A 15,712-nucleotide genomic window follows, 5' to 3' on the forward strand; every position below is an offset into this window, starting at 1 on the left:
CTAGTCAGCATCGGACCAGCGGCTCTGCTCACTAATGGCCACCGGCGGACGGTGCCGGCGCAGGACGTCGGCCGCCCCGCGCATCAGCAGTTCGGCTATGACGTCGACGTGCCGCAGCCGCCAGTCGGCCAGTTCGGTGCCGCGCACGTACCTGTTGAAGGCGCCTATCGCCGGTCCGGTGTGGACCTGGAAGTTCGCCCGTTCGGTGGTGTCGCCGCGCAGCGCCACCTCCGTGGCGTGGGCGAAGTACCACTTGAACGCCAGTGCCATCCGCCGTCGCGGGCCGGCGCGCTCCACCTCCGCGGCCCGGCCGGTGTCCCGGTAGTGCCGCTCGGTCTCCCGCCACACCTGCGCGAACGGCCGGCGGAAGGTGGTCCGTTCCACGGCGTCGCGGATCGCGGCGGGCACCTCGTCCCAGGTGTCGTAGCGGTGGTAGAGCTGGAGCAGCTGGGTGGCCCGCGCCGCGAACATCGTGCCGCGGCGCAGCACCTGCACGCGGGAGCCGAACTCGAACGTGTCACCGGCCGGCGCGTACGCCGTGTCCTGGATCCCGGCGCCTGCCAGCAGGTCCTTGACCTCGGGTGACGTCCCGGCCTCGGGCGTGGCCTGGTTGATCGACCCGGTGACCACGAAGTCGGCGCCGAGCACGAACGCCGCGGCGACCGCCTCCGGGGTGCCCAGGCCGCCCGCGGCGCCGACCCGGATCCGTTCGTGGTAGCGGTGCCGGAGCATCTCCGCGTCGCGCAGCAGGGCGAGGTCCGGCACGAGGGTGAACGGGGACCGCGCGTCGGTGTGCCCGGCCGAGTCGGCCTCGGCGCACAGGTCGCCGCTCACCGGCAGCCGCGCCGCCGCGGCTGCCTCCCCGGCGGACAGCGCGCCCTCGGCCACGAGAGCGGCGAGCATCGCCGGCGGCGGCGGGGCCAGGAACGCGGCCGCGACCTCGGGCCGGGACACCTTCGCCACGACGTGCCGGACGGCGACCGGGGTGCCGTCGGCGCTCAGGTGCGCGCCGGCGAAGCGGAACCGCACCAGGGCCGCGGTGACCCCGGTGTACCCGGCCGCCTCGACGTAGCGGACGTCGTGCCGGACGTACAGCTCCGCCAGCGCCGACTCCAGCGCCGGGTTGTCCGGCATCGCCAGCAGGTTCATGCCGAAGCGGCCCGGACCGGGATCCGCCGTGAGCGAGCGCAGGACCGCCTCGACCTCGTCGCGGTCGAAGCCGCCCGCGCCGAAGAAGCCGAGCAGGCCCGCCTTGCCCAGGCGGGCGACCATCGCCACCGAGCTGATCCCGCGGTACATCGAGCCGGCGAGGTAGGACCACGTGACGCCGTAGTCGGCGCGGAACCGCTGACAGCCGAGCGCCGCCGGTCCCGGATCGCCGCCGTCCGGCACGGCCGGCGCCGCCGCGAGCACCGGACGGAACAGGTCCGTCAGCACACGGCCCGGACCCAGCTCGCGCACCGTGCGCACGCCGCGGCCGACCAGATACGCCATGGTCTCGCGCCACCGCACCGGGCGACGCAGCTGCACGGCGAGCAGGTCGGGCAGCAGCAGCGGGTCGTGCGGCCGGGCGGTCACGTTGGAGATCACCGGCACCCGCGGCGGCGCGAAGCGGACCTGCGACAGCACCTCGGCGAACTCGCCCGCCGCGGCGCGCATGTACCGCGAGTGGAACGCGGCGGCCACCGGAAGCGGGACGCATCGGCCCAGACCGGCGCCGGTGACCGCCCGCGCCGCCGCCGACAGCGACTCGCGCGGGCCGGAGAGCGTCACCTGGCCGTCGGCGTTGTCGTTGGCCACGTCCACGTCGTCGACACCGGCGTCGGCGAGTACCCCGGGCAGCCGGTCCAGCCGTTCACCGAGGACGGCGAGCATGCCGCCGCCGGCCGCCCGGGCCATGATCTCGCCGCGGCGGCACACCAGGCGCAGCGCCTCCTCGAAGTCCAGGCAGCCGGCCGCGAACAGCGCCGCGTACTCGCCGAGGCTGTGCCCGGCGAGGTAGTCCGGCGGCGGCTCCTCGTCGCGTGCCGCCAGGTAGGCCAGCGCGCCGACGACGAACAGCGCCGGCTGGGCGTACCGGGTGTCGCCGAGCAGGTCGTCGTCCCGGCACAGCCGGGTCACCGGTACGCCGATGATCCGGTCGGCGGCGGCGCACTCGTCCGGGAAGCGGTCGAACAGGTCACCGCCCATGCCCCGGCGCTGCGCGCCCTGCCCCGGGAACACCCAGGCGGACTTCGGTCGTAAGGACACGACTTGGACTGTCCGGCCCGCCGGACGGACGTGCTGCCCAGAGTTGAGCAGCACGTCCGGTCCGGCGCCGCTTAGGTTGCGGCGAACGCCGGCCTTCGGAGCGGGGAGCGCATGAACGAGCAGACCGCCATCCCGGACCGCGTGGAGATCGTCCTGGACGTCCTGTCGGGCGTGCTGCCGGCCGGGGTCACAGCGGACGCCGACACGGCCCTGGGCGACCTGGGACTCGGTTCCCTCGCCGCCGCGCGGCTGCTGCTGGAGGTCGGCGCCGCGTTCGGCACCGAGCTGCCGACCGACGCGCTGCGCCGCTGCGCCACCGCCCGGGAACTGGCCGAGCTGGCTGCCCACGCCGCGCCCGCCGGCGCAGGGCTGCGTCCCGACGTACGCCCCGAGCCCGGGCGGCGGCACGAACCGTTCCCGCTCACCCCGCTCCAGGAGGGGTACCTGCTGGCCAAGGCGACCGGTCTGCCCGGCTGCCACCTCTACCGCGAGTACGACCTCCCCGACCTGGACGTGGACCGCCTGCGCGCGGCGTGGGGGCGGCTCGTCGGGCACCACGAGGCGCTGCGGCTCGTGCTGACCCCCGACGGGCGCCAGCGGGTGGCCGAGCGGCCGCCGGACTGGACCATGCCGGTCGGCGACGACGCCGAGGACGTACGCCGGCGCCTCTCCCACCACTCCTACGGCCCGGCCGACGAGCCGTTGTGGACGGTCGAGGTGACCCGGACCCCGGACGGCGGCGGCGTGCTGCACCTCAGCGTCGACGCGGCGATCGTCGACGGCGCCGGGCTGGAGCTGCTCGTCGGGCAGCTCCGGGCGCTCCACGACGACCCCGGGCGCGAGCTGCCCGCCCCCGGCGCCGGCCTGCGGGACCTCGGCGTGGCCCTCGCCGCCCACCGCGACGGCGACGGCTACCGCGCCGGCCTGGAGTACTGGGCCGACGCGCTGCGCGACCTGCCGCCCGGACCCGCCCTGCCCACCTCCGGCGTGGAGCCCGGCCCGGTGCGGGTGCCGTACACGGCGGCGCTGACGCGACGCGAGTGGGCCGCGGTGACCGCGTACGCGGGCGATCTCGGCGTCTCACCGACCGCTGTGGTGCTCACCGCCTTCACCGAGGCACTGCGGCGGGCCGGCGCCGACGCGGCGTTCTCGCTCGTGCTGACCACGAACAGCCGGCTCTGGCTGCCCGCCGAGGCGGCGGGTGTGCCCGGGCCGTTCACCTCGACCACCGTGTTCGTCGCCGAGGCGACGACCGGGCGGCCGTTCGCCGAGGCCGCCCGGGCGGTCCACGACCGGCTGCGCCGCGACCTCGAGCACGCCGACGTGCCCGGTGTGGCCGCGCTCCGTGAGCTGCGGTCCCGCCGGCTGCCGGTCCCGGCGCAGCTGCCGGTGGTGTTCACCAGCCTGCTCGACGTGGGCGGGACCGGCGCCGACGGCCGGTACGCGGTCAGCCAGACCACTGGCGTCACGCTCGACGCGCAGATCGGCGAGCGCGACGGCGAACTGCGCGTGCGGTGGGACGTCGCGGAGGACGCCTTCGGCCCGGGCGTGGTCGCCGCGACCTTCGCCTGGTTCGTCAACACGCTGCGCTGGCTACGGCCCGTCCCCGACGACGCCGGCCGGCCCCTGAACGACCTCCAGCAGGCGTACTTCGTGGCCCGGACCACGGGCGGCACCGGCCCGTGGAGCGGCTGCCAGGTGGTGCACGCCTTCGCCGTCGACCGGCTCGACCTGCCCCGGCTGGAGGCGGCCTGGCTGGGTCTGCTCGCCGCGCACGAGCCGCTGCGGACCGTCGTCACCCCGGACGGACGGCTGGTCACCTGCGACGACGTGCCGGACCGGTGGCACATCCCGGTGACCGGGCCGGACGCACCGGGCGGCGTGCCGTCGCCCGACGCGGTGCAGCGGGACATGGTGGGCCGGGCCTTCCCGCTCGGCCGGCTCCCCCAGGGTGAGCTGCGCGTCCAGGTGGACGAGGCAGGCGGGGCCACCGTGCACGTGGCGCTGGACCTGCTGGTGGCCGACGGCCGCAGCATCCACCTGCTGCTGCGCGAGCTGATGCGCCGCTACGCCGAGCCGGGCACGCCGGTGGCCGGGCCGCCCCGCGCACCGCAGGCGGCACCGGACCCGCACGCCCGCCGGTACTGGCAGGACCGCCTGGCCGACCTTCCGCCCGGCCCGCCGATCGAGGCGCGCACCGGGCCACGGCGGCGGCGTACCGCCCGGGTGCCGGGCTGGACGCGGATCCGGCGGCTGGCCCGGGAACGCGGCCTCGCCCTCGACGCGCTGCTCATGGCCGCGCTCACCACAGCGATCGGCACCTGCCACCGCGACCGCTTCGCGGTGCCGCTGGTGCGCTGGACGTCCCGGTCCGAGCCGTTCCGGCCCGCCGAACTGACCGCGCTGAGCTGGCTGGCCGCCGGCGAACCGGGCGAGGGCCTGCTCGACCTCGCCGGGCGCTACGACCGGCAGATCACCGCCGACGCGGCGGCGGACGGCGCCTCCGGCCTGGCCGAGCTGCGGCGGCTGGTGCTGCGGCGGATGCGCGACGGCGGCGCCGGGTACCCGGTCGTGTGCACCGGGCTGCTCGAACTCGGCGACGTGCCGCTGCCGGACGGCGTGACAGCCGGCCCGTGGCTGACGTGCACGCCCGACGTGGCGCTGGACTGCATCGCGATCGACGAGGGCGACGACACGCTGCGGCTGTTCTGGGACGCCACCGAGGGTGCGATCGGCGACGACGACCTGGACCGGATCTTCGACGCGTACCGGTCGGCGCTGGCCGAACTGGCCGACCTCAGCGACGTCGTGTACGGGTGGAACGACACCGTCGTCGAGTTCCCGCACGCCGGGCCGGTGCACCTGCTGTTCGAGGCCCAGGCCCGAACCCGGCCCGAGGCGGTGGCCGTACGCGGGCGCGGCGGGACCACGTCCTTCGGTGAGCTGAACGCGGTGGCGAACCGGATCGCGGTCCGGCTGCGCGCCGCGGGCGTCGGCGCCGGGTCCGTGGTCGGGATCAGCGTCGCCCGGGGGCCGCTCATGGTCGCCGCCGTGCACGGCGTGCTCAAGGCCGGTGGCGCCTACCTGCCGGTGGAGCCGTCGCTGCCGCCGGCGCGCGCCGCGCTGATGCTCGCCGACGCGGACGCGGTCGCGCTCGTCACGACGAGCGACCTGGACCTGCCGGCGCCGGGACGGCCGGACGGGATCGCCGTGGTCCACGCCGACCGGGTGGGTTCCGCAGCGGTGCCGGATCCGGAGCCGTGCACCGGCGAGGACGACCTCGCGTACGTCATCTTCACCTCCGGCAGCACCGGCCGGCCCAAGGGTGTCGCGGTCACCCACCGGGCCGTGCACAACCTTCTGCACTGGGCGCGCCGGACGTTCCGCTTCGGACCGGAGGACACCGGGCTGTGCGTGACCTCGCTCGGCTTCGACCTGTCCGTGTTCGACATCCTCGGGCTGCTCGGCTACGGCGCCTCGATCTACGTCGCCGACTCCGAGCAGCAGAAGGACCCGGCGCTGCTGCTGGACGTCCTGCTGCGGGAGCCGGTCACGTTCTGGAACTCCGCGCCGACCACCCTGGCGCACGTCGTACCGCTGACCGCCGCGCACCGCGGCCGGCCCGGCACGACCGACCTGCGGCTGGTGTTCCTCAGCGGTGACCACACGCCGCTGTCCCTGCCCGACGAGCTGCGGGCCTGTTTCACCGCCGCCGAGATCGTCAACCTCGGCGGGGCGACCGAGGCCACCGTGTGGTCGAACTGGTACCGCGTCGGGACCGTCGAGCCCGGGTGGCGCAGCATCCCCTACGGCCGGCCGATCGACAACGCCCGCTACTACGTCCTGGACGACGACCGGCGCCCGTGCCGGCCCGGCGTCGAGGGCGACCTCTACATCGCCGGGGAGGTGCTCAGTGCCGGTTACCACAACCGGCCGGACCTCACCGAGGACCGGTTCGTGCCGTGCCCGTTCGGGCCGCCCGGCGACCGGATGTACCGCACGGGCGACCGGGCGGCGTTCCTGCCGGACGGCAACCTGACCTTCCTGGGCCGGGCCGATCACCAGGTGAAGATCCGCGGGTTCCGGGTCGAACTCGGCGAGATCGAGCACCGGCTGCGCGGCCATCCGGGCGTCAAGGACGCGGTGGTGGTGGCCCGTGAGGAGGGCGGCGAACGCAAGCTGGTGGCGTACCTGCTGTCCTCCGGTGGCGCCGCACCGGCCGTCCGCGACCTGCGGGCCTTCGCCGCCGAGACGCTGCCCGACTACATGGTGCCGAGCCACCTGGCCGTGCTGGAGCAGTTCCCCGCCACCGACAACGGCAAGCTGGACCGCGCCCGGCTGCCGTGGCCGCTGCCGCCGGTCGGGCCGCCGGTCGGGCCGCCGGACCCACCGGGACCGGCGGACGCTCCGCACGAGCCCGGTGTCCGTCAGGTGCTCACGGAACTGTTCGGCGAACTGCTCGGCGAGGCCGTCGACCCGGCGGCCGACCTGTGGGACCAGGGTGCCACGTCGTTCACCATGGTCCAGGTCTCGGCCCGGCTGCACGAGCGTCTCGGCACGCGGGTGCCGGTGGCGGCGCTGCTGGAGAACCCGACGATCGACGGCATCGCCGCGCACCTGTCGCCCGGCACGCCCGCGCCCGTACCCGCGGACCCGTCCCCGGCCGTCGCGCCGCCTCCGCGGACGGTCGACGTGCTCTCCCCCACCGAACGGTCCGCCTTCGCCGCGGCCCGGCTCGACCTGCGCGACGACGGCGAGGCCGTGCCGCTGCCCGGGGAACACCCCGCGCCACGGCGGTACCGGCGACGGGCCTCGCGCCGCGACTTCCTCGACCGGCCCGTGCCGCTGTCCACTGTGGCGGACCTGCTGAGCCTGCTGCGTCCACTGTCCGACGGCGACCGGACGCGGCGGCTGTACCCGTCGGCCGGCGACACCTACGGCGTGCAGGTCTACGTCCACGTGCCCGGCGACCGGGTCACCGGGCTGCCGGCCGGCGTCTACTACCACCACCCCGACGAACACACGCTGCGCCGCATCGGCGACGGATCGGCCCTGGACCGCACCGCGCACTTCGTCTACAACCGGCCGGTGTACGACCGGGCGGCGTTCCAGCTCCTCCTCGTCGGGCAGGCGCGGGCGATCCGCCCGCTCTACGGCGACGACGCCGACCGGTACCTCGCGCTGGAGGCCGGCTACCTCGGCCAGGTGCTGATGGGCGCCCAGGCCGACCACGGGCTGGGGCTGTGCCCGGTCGGCGCGGTCGCCGAGGCGCCGGTCCGCGCCGCGTTGCGGCTGGACGACGGCCACGTGTTCCAGCAGGCGTTCCTGTGCGGTCCGGTGACGCGCGACGACGAGGCCGAGACGCCCGGCACCCCCGCCGCCGGTCCGCCGTCCGTCGCCGGGCCGGGCGAGATCGCCGTGGTCGGGGTGGCCGGCCGCTACCCCGGCGCGGACGACGTCGGTGCGCTCTGGCGCAACCTCGACGCCGGCCACTGCGCGATCACTCCGCCCCCGCCCGGGCGGGGCTCCGGACCGGCCGGCGGCTACCTGTCCGGCCTGGAGACGTTCGACAGCATGGCCTTCGGGATCGCGCCGGCCGAGGCCGCCGTCCTCGACCCGCAGGTACGCGTACTGCTCGAAGTGGTGTGGGCGTGCCTGGAGGACGCCGGCCACACCCCGGCGTCCCTCGGCCGGGTCGGTGTCTTCGTCGGTGTGATGTGGCACGACCACCGCCTCGCCGGCACCGACCGGTGGCGCGACGGCGACCCGGCCCGGATCTCCGGCACCGGCTCCGAGATCGCCAACCGGATCTCCCACACCTTCGACTTCCGCGGCCCGAGCGTCGCCGTGGACACCTCCTGTTCCTCCGCGCTCACCGCCCTGCGCCAGGCGGCCGAGAGCCTCGACCGGGGCGACTGCGACGCCGCTGTGGTCGGCGCGGTCAACCTGCTGGCGCACCCGTACCACGTGGCGGTGCTGCGCGGGCTGGGCCTGGTCGCCGAGACGCCGCACCCGGCACTGGACGCCACCGCCGCCGGCTGGTCGCCCGGCGAGGGCGCCGGCGCCCTGCTGCTGCGCCGGCTCGGCGACGCGCGCCGGGACCGCGACCGCGTCGACGCCGTGGTGGAGAGCACCTGGGTGGGGCACAGCGGCGCGACGAGCCGCTTCGGCACGCCCGACGCGGCCACCCTCGCCGGGTCGCTCGCCGAGGCGGTGAGCCGGGCCGGGCTCACCCCCGCCGACATCGGATACGTCGAGTGCGCGGCCTCCGGCGCCGCCCTGTCCGACGCCGCCGAGATCGAGGCCGTGGGCCGGTTCCTGGCCGCCGCCGCGCCCGGTCCCGAGGGGGTACGCGTGCCGATCGGCACCCTCAAGCCGAACCTGGGCCACGCGGAGGCCGCATCCGGGCTCGCGCAGTTGACCAAGGTGCTCCTCCAGCTGCGGCACCGCCGGCTCGTACCGACCCTGCTGGCGGAGACGCCCCACCCGCTCGTCGACCTCGACGCGCTGCCGGTGCGGTTCGTGCGCCGGCCCGAGCCGTGGAACGGCGTCCCGCTGCGCGCGCTCGTCACCGCGGTCGGCGCCACCGGCACTGTGGGGCACGTGGTGCTGCGGTCCGACGAGGAGGAACGATGAGCAACCAGTGGATCAAGGGCCCGGCCGACCGGGACGCCCCGATGCTGCTGTACTGCGTCCCGCACGCCGGGGGCGGCGGCTCGTTCTTCCGGCCGTGGCGCGCCGCGCTGGAGCCGTACCTGGGCGTCTGCCCGGTCGTGCTGCCCGGCCGGGAGTCCCGCCTGCGGGAGCCGCCGTACACCAGCATCGACCACCTCGTGCCCCCGCTGGCCGCCGCGATCAGCGCGCACGCGGACCGCCCGTACGCGTTGTTCGGCCACAGCATGGGCGCGGTGGTCGCCTACGAGACCGCCCGGCGGCTGTCCGCCGGTCCGGGCGGCGGCCCGGCACGGCTGTTCGTCTCCGGCCGGCGCGCGCCGCACCTGCCCGCCCGCCGGCCGGACCGGCACACGCTCGGCGCGGACGAGTTCCTGCCCGCGGTCGCGGCGCTCGGTGGCACGCCGGACGAGGTGCTGCGCCGGCACGACCTGATGGCGTTGTTCCTGCCGGGGCTGCGCGCCGACTTCGCGGTCAACGAGACGTACCGGCAGTTGCCCGGCCCGCCGCTGCGCTGTCCCGTGTCGGCGTTCACCGGGGACGCCGACCCGGAGGTCGACGTGGTGGAGATGCGTTCCTGGGCCGACGTCACGTCGGCCGGCTTCAGCCTGCGGGTGTTCAGCGGCGGGCACTTCTACCTGGCCGGCCCGCCCGCCGAGCTGGCCGAGGCGCTGCTGGCCGATCTCGCCGTGCGGTCCTGAGGCGGTCCGGAGACGACGGAACGGGACGGGCCTCTCGGCCCGTCCCGTTCCCGTTTCTCCGCGCTCAGGCCGGCAGTGAGGCCACGACCTCCTGCGTCGCCTGGAGCAGGATCCGCGCCATCGTGCGCAGTTCCTCCTCGGTCATCACCAGCGGCGGCACGATCACGATGGTGTCGCTCGGCGCCGAGTGGATGATCATGCCGAGTTCCCGGCACCGCTCGGTGATGCGCGTCGCGACTCCCAGCTCCATCGGGAACGGCTCGCGCGTCTCCACGTCGGCCACCAGCTCGACGGCGGCCAGCAGGCCGCACTGCCGGACGTCGCCGACGTGCGCCACGCTGCGGAACTTGTCCAGCTCCTCGGCCAGGACCACGGCCTGCGCCTGGCCGTGCCGGATCAGGTCGTCCTTCTCGAACAGGTCAAGGCTCGCCAGCGCCACGGCGACGGCGAGCGGGTTGCCGGAGAACGTGTGCCCGGACAGCAGCATCTTGCCGTCACCGCGGAACGCGTCGAACACCTCCGCCGACGCCATCGTCGCCGTCAACGGCATGTACCCACCGGTCAGGCCCTTGCCGACGCAGAGGATGTCGGGCGACACGCCGTCGGCCTGGCAGGCGAACATCGGGCCGGTACGGCCGAAGCCCACACCCAGCTCGTCGGCGATGAGCAGGACGCCGTACCGGCGGGCGATCTCGGCGACCCGGGCCAGGTGACCGTCGCGCGCCACGATCATGCCGCTGACGTTCTGCACGCGCGGCTCCACGAGCACGGCGGCGACCTCGTCGCCCTCACGCTCCAGCACCTCCTCCAGCGTGTCCGCGCAGGCAAGGTTGCAGTTGTTGTTGCACAACCCGCAGCGGTACGCGTACGGCTGGGCGAACGAGCTGGTCTCGCGCAGCAGCGGCTGGTAGAAGTTCTTCAGGATCGTCATCTGGCCCACCGACAGCGCGCCGATGGTGTCGCCGTGGAAGGCCCCGCCCATGGACACGAACTTGTTGCGCTGCGGCGATCCCTTGAAGACCCAGTAGGAGTACGCCATCTTCATCGCCGTCTCCACGGCGCTGGAGCCGGACTCCAGGAACAGCACCTTGTCGATGCCCTCCGGGGCGAGCCGGACCAGCCGGTCGGCGAGTTCCGCCGCGCCCGGGTGGGTCATGCCGTAGAGCGTGGTGTGCGCGATCTTCGCCGCCTGCGCGGCCAGCGCCTCGTTCAGTTCCCGACGTTGGTGGCCGTGGATGTTCACGCCCAGCGAGGAGCCCGCGTCGAGATAGCGGTTGCCGTCGCTGTCCACCAGGTAGACACCCTCGCCGTGGGTGATCACCAGGGGCTTGGCGTTGAGGTAGGCGTCGGTGGGGGTGTACGGGTGCCACACGCGCTGCTGGTCCAGCGTGCGCAGGCGTTCGGTCTCCGTGGTTTCGAGGTCCATGCGTCGGCGCTCCGTCATCGAAGGGAACCAGGACAACAGCACGCAGTCCACCGGAAGAGGGCCGGTGACGTCTGCGCAGTAGTGCGCAGGGTGGCCGGTGCTCAACTCTGAGCAGAGGTGTCGCCATGGCCCGGAAATGCTCATCCGGAGCCGGCGCCGACCGGTGCGGCCGAACGCTGGAGAGGGGACGCCGACGTGACGACCTCCGAACAACCGGACCTGATGTCACCAGCCGCACGGGAGACGGCCTACGACACCTACGCCGCCCTCCGCGACACCAACCCGGTCTCCCGGGTCCGGATGCCCACCGGCCAGGACGTCTGGCTGGTCACCGGCTACGACGAGTGCACCAGCTTCCTCACCGACTACCACCGGTTCAAGACCAGTCCGACAGTGATGCCCGAGGGCATGGAGGCGCCGGCGCTGCCCGAGGCTGTGGTACGGCTGCTCGGCGGCAGCATGGGCAGCGTCGACCCGCCCGAGCACACGCGGCAGCGCCGGCTGGTGCAGCAGGCGTTCACGCCGCAGTACGTCGAACGGCTGCGCCCCGGCGTCCAGCAGATCACCGACCAGCTGGTCGACGGGCTGCTCGAACGCGAGGGACGGACCTTCGACCTGGTCGAGGACTTCGCGGTGCCGCTGCCGCTCACCGTCATGTCCGACATGCTCGGCATCCCCCGCGCCGACCGGGACCGGTTCCGGCTCTGGTCGGAGCTGCTGCTGTCGCTGGATCCGACCTCCGCGCAGTCCGCGCCACAGGGCATGAGCCCGGCCGAGGTGATGGCGGAGATCGAGGAGTTCGTGCGCTACCTGGACGCGCTGATCCAGCGCAAGCGCGCCGAGCCCGGCGACGACCTGATCTCCGGGATGGCCCTGGCCGAGGCCGACGGCGAGCGGATGAGCGACGACGAGCTGCTGAAGATGGTGGCGCTGCTCGTGGTCGGCGGTCTCGGCACCACGCAGCACCTGATCGGCAACATGGTCCTGGCGCTGTTCCGCAACCCCGAGCAGTTGCAGCTGCTGCGCGACAAGCCCGAGCTGGCGCCGGGCGCCGTCGAGGAGATGCTGCGCTACCACGGCCCGATCGAGATCAGCTTCCCGCGGTTCGCCGCCGAGGACACCGAGATCGGCGGCGTGCCGATCAGCCGCGGCGAGATGGTCATCGGGGTCCTCGCGGCCGCCGACCGCGATCCCGGCCGCTACCCGGAGCCGGACCGGCTCGACATCGAACGGACCGCCAACCGGCACCTCGCCTTCGGCCGGGGCGCCCACATGTGCCTGGGCGCGCCGCTGGCCCGCGTCGAGGGGCAGGTCGCCATCACCACGCTGCTCGCCCGGATGCCCGACCTGCGCCCGGCGGAGAGCCTCGACGAGACGCCCTGGCGGCCCGGGCTCACGCTGCGCGGGCTGACCGCGCTCACGGTCGAGTTCTGACCGGGCCGGCGCGACCGGCTCCCACTGCGGTTCGGCCGGCCGGCCGGTGAGCATCCGACCGAACCGCAGAGGGAGGAGACGACGTGGCGAACGCCATCGTCGCTGACGGGCTACGCAGACAGTTCGACAAGGTGACCGCGCTGGACGGCCTGGACCTGGTGGTGCCGGAGGGCACCATCACCGGGATCCTCGGGCCGAACGGCGCGGGCAAGAGCACCGCCGTCCGGTTGCTCACCACACTGCTCGCCCCGACCGGCGGCCGGGCCGAGGTGGCCGGGTTCGACGTGGTCACCCAGGCCGCCGAGGTACGCCGGGTGATCAGCCTGTCCGGGCAGCACGCCGCCGTCGACGAGAACCTCTCCGGGTTCGAGAACCTGGAGATGCTGGGCCGGCTGCTGCACCTGGGCGCCCGGCAGAGCCGGCAGCGGGCCGACGAGCTGCTGCAACGCTTCGACCTCGTGGACGCCGCCGGACGCCGGGCGAAGGAGTACTCCGGTGGCATGCGGCGGCGCCTCGACCTGGCCGCCGCGCTGATCCGTACCCCCCGGGTGCTGTTCCTGGACGAGCCGACCACCGGCCTGGACACCCGGAGCCGGACGGCGCTCTGGGACACCATCGGCGAGCTGGTCTCCGGCGGCATGACGCTGCTGCTGACCACGCAGTACCTCGAGGAGGCCGACCGGCTGGCCGACCAGATCGTGGTGATCGACCACGGCCGGGTGGTCGCCGGCGGCACGCCGGACGAGCTGAAGCGGCGGGTCTCCGGCACCAGCCTGGAGATCACGGTCGGACCGGACGCCGACCTGACCGCCGCGCAGACGGTACTCACCTCGCTCGGCACCGGTCCGGCCAGCGTCGACGAGACAGCCGGCCGGATCTCCGTGCCGGCCGGGGACGGGGTGGACACGCTCCTGGCCGGCGCGCGGCTGCTGCGCCAGGCCGGCATACCGGTCCGGGACGCCGCGCTGCGCACGGCGACGCTGGACGACGTCTTCCTCGCCCTCACCGGCGGCCCCGGCCGGGGCACCGGCGACGAGCCCGTCAAGGAGACCGTGGAGGAGAAGCAGTGAACGCCGTCGTACTGGCCTTCGGTGAGGGCGTCGTCGTCGCGAAGCGCAACCTGCGGATGATCCTGCGCGTACCCGAGATGCTGCTCAACGCCGCCATCGCGCCGGCGATGATGACGCTGCTGTTCGGCTTCATCGTCGGCGGCGCGATCGACGCGCAGGGGGTGCCGTACCGCGAGTACCTGCTCGGCGGCATCTTCGTGCAGGCGGTCCTCTTCGGTGCCGTCAACACCGGCACCGCGATCGCCGCCGACCTGCGCAACGGCATCGTCGACCGGCTGATGTCGATGCCCATCTCCCGGTCCGCGGTGCTCGTCGGCCGCACCACGAGCGACCTGGTGAACAGCGGGGTGGTCATCACCGTCACCGCGCTGCTCGGCCTGGTCGTCGGGTGGCGCAGCCGCACGTCGCTGCCCGAGGCGGCGCTGGGGTTTCTGATCCTGCTGGCGTTCGCGTACGCGCTGTCGTGGCTGATGGCAGTGGTGGGGCTGGCGTCCCGGGCGCCGGAGGCGGTCAGCAGCACCGGCTTCACCATCGCCATCCCGCTGGGCTTCCTGTCCAACGCATACGTGCCGATCGACTCCATGCCGGGCGTCCTGCAACCGGTCGCCGAGTGGAACCCGGTCTCGGCGATCGTCCAGGCGGTCCGGGTCCAGTTCGGCAACGTCGACCCGTCCACCGCGCCGGACGTCTGGCCGCTGCAACACCCGGTCGCCGCCTCCGGGCTGTGGATCGGCGCTCTGCTGGCCCTGTCGATCCCCCTGGCGATCGCCCAGTTCCGCAGGTCCGCCGGGCGCTGAGGCGCCTCGCAGACGACGACTCCGCCCGCGCCGTCGGCGTGCGGGCGGAGTCGTCGTCCGTGGGGGCCTACTCCACCAGGACGCGGTCCGGCGCGCGGCGGCGCAGCCGGCTGGAGCGTCGCAGCGACCGCAGCCACATCAGGGTGCCGCCGCCGTCGAGCAGGAACGACAGCATCGCCAGCGCGAGGACGTCCGCCCAGGTGAACTGGCCGGTCATCTCGTCACCGCGGAAGAAGCCGACGACCCGGACCAGGTAGAACCACAGCAGCGGGATCGTCGCGGTGAACAGGACGGCCAGGGCCACGACGCGGCCCAGCACCCAGACGACCGCGTAGATCCGGATGGTGCGCATCTCGCCGCGCCCCACCCCGGACTGGTCGATGAGCCGGCGGCGCAGCACCCGCCGGACGAGGTTGCGCAGGTAGGCGCCGGTGTCGGCCATCAGGCTCCGGGTGTCCAGCGCCGTCGTGATCAGGTAGTAGAAGTCGGTACGCAGGAACAGGAACGTCTGCCAGAGCAGCCGGATGAACGAGGTGAACAGCACGCCGGCCACCACCAGCCGTACCGGCTCCGGCAGGCCGAGGACGCCGACGTCGTTCAGCCACAGCGTGATGAACAGCAGTGCCGCGCCGATCACGTCGACGAGCGGCCCGACCAGCACCGCGACGAAACGTTCCCGCTTGGACGCCATCCACATCCCGGACAGGTCGGTCTGCGCGACGATGGCGTACATCTGGTTGCCGACAGTCATGCGGGCCGACGTGCCGGCGGCGCGCGCCCCCACGACGTGGGCCAGCTCGTGCAGCCACACGCCGATCACCGCGATGCCGAGGACGACCAGCAGGTAGGCCCAGAAGTGGGAGTGGAACATGAGGCTGGACGGCCCGGGCACCAGCCCCGGCCGGTCGACGGCCATCGCGACCGCGACTCCGACGATCACCCCGCAGACGGCGAGCACGGGCCGGCTCAGCAGGCGCCGCGCGGCCTGCGGGGACAGCCACGCCAGATGCCCGGGGCGTGGCGGCCGGGCCGGTTCGGCGTCCGGTGGCGGGTCGTGCGCGCCGGCCGGGGCGAGGAACCCCTCGTCGGCCAGCGCCTGGAGGAACGCGTCGGCGTCCGGTGACGCCTCGTGCGTCGCCTCGAAGCGGCGGACGGCCTCACCGACTGTGGCGCCGTCGCGCAGCCACTCCAGCAGGTCGAGGCCCTCGGCCGGGATGGACAGGTAGACCTGACGACTGTCGTCACCGATCACGGCGAAGTCACCGTCTCTGCGGGCGGTGTACGGCCGGACCAGGACCGGTGCGTCGAGGGCGAACTCGGTCACTGTGGGACCTCTCCTCTGACGGTGCGGGACTGGGCGCA

Annotated in this window: 8 protein-coding genes; 5 read left to right on the forward strand and 3 right to left on the reverse strand. The window is 74.2% G+C overall.

All coding sequences use genetic code 11. From position 1 onward, the window contains the following. On the reverse strand, positions 1-2,250 hold the full coding sequence (gene fabD / locus MICAU_RS19310) for an ACP S-malonyltransferase (protein WP_244879627.1): 2,250 nt from the start codon (positions 2,248-2,250) through the stop codon (positions 1-3). A gap of 111 nt (positions 2,251-2,361) precedes the next feature. Here fabD and MICAU_RS19315 point away from each other — a divergent pair, with 111 nt between their 5' ends. Further along, on the forward strand, positions 2,362-8,886 hold the full coding sequence (locus MICAU_RS19315) for a non-ribosomal peptide synthetase (protein WP_013287031.1): 6,525 nt from the start codon (positions 2,362-2,364) through the stop codon (positions 8,884-8,886). Next, complete coding sequence (locus tag MICAU_RS19320) at positions 8,883-9,623, forward strand: thioesterase II family protein (protein ID WP_013287032.1); 741 nt, start codon at positions 8,883-8,885, stop codon at positions 9,621-9,623. The genes MICAU_RS19315 and MICAU_RS19320 overlap by 4 nt, the downstream gene beginning before the upstream one ends. Positions 9,624-9,687: 64 nt before the next feature. Here MICAU_RS19320 and bioA read toward each other — a convergent pair whose 3' ends face one another. Then, positions 9,688-11,049 (reverse strand): adenosylmethionine--8-amino-7-oxononanoate transaminase, encoded by a 1,362-nt coding sequence (bioA, locus tag MICAU_RS19325; protein WP_013287033.1) that lies wholly within the window; start codon positions 11,047-11,049, stop codon positions 9,688-9,690. 195 nt (positions 11,050-11,244) lie between these two features. Between bioA and MICAU_RS19330 the strand changes: the two genes are divergently transcribed. The 3 genes from MICAU_RS19330 (at position 11,245) to MICAU_RS19340 (ending at position 14,350) form a co-directional block, all read left to right on the forward strand. Next, positions 11,245-12,483 (forward strand): cytochrome P450 family protein, encoded by a 1,239-nt coding sequence (locus MICAU_RS19330; protein WP_013287034.1) that lies wholly within the window; start codon positions 11,245-11,247, stop codon positions 12,481-12,483. A gap of 83 nt (positions 12,484-12,566) precedes the next feature. Beyond that, a complete protein-coding gene (locus MICAU_RS19335) occupies positions 12,567-13,553 on the forward strand; it encodes a daunorubicin resistance protein DrrA family ABC transporter ATP-binding protein (protein WP_013287035.1) in 987 nt (328 codons plus the stop codon). After that, complete coding sequence (locus MICAU_RS19340; protein WP_013287036.1) at positions 13,550-14,350, forward strand: ABC transporter permease; 801 nt, start codon at positions 13,550-13,552, stop codon at positions 14,348-14,350. The genes MICAU_RS19335 and MICAU_RS19340 overlap by 4 nt, the downstream gene beginning before the upstream one ends. A 67-nt stretch (positions 14,351-14,417) precedes the next feature. Here MICAU_RS19340 and MICAU_RS19345 read toward each other — a convergent pair whose 3' ends face one another. Further along, positions 14,418-15,674, reverse strand: a complete 1,257-nt coding sequence (locus MICAU_RS19345; protein WP_013287037.1) for a hypothetical protein — start codon at positions 15,672-15,674, stop codon at positions 14,418-14,420. Between the last annotated feature and the right edge of the window lie 38 nt (positions 15,675-15,712).

The sequence above is a fragment of the Micromonospora aurantiaca ATCC 27029 genome, assembly GCF_000145235.1.
GTDB lineage: Bacteria > Actinomycetota > Actinomycetes > Mycobacteriales > Micromonosporaceae > Micromonospora > Micromonospora aurantiaca.

Bases quoted from the DNA above. Each gene is read 5' to 3' on its own strand.
- MICAU_RS19315 (WP_013287031.1), top strand. From the start codon at position 2,362: ATGAACGAGCAGACCGCCATCCCGGACCGCGTGGAGATCGTCCTGGAC.
- MICAU_RS19320 (WP_013287032.1), top strand. From the start codon at position 8,883: ATGAGCAACCAGTGGATCAAGGGCCCGGCCGACCGGGACGCCCCGATG.
- bioA (WP_013287033.1), bottom strand. From the start codon at position 11,049: ATGGACCTCGAAACCACGGAGACCGAACGCCTGCGCACGCTGGACCAG.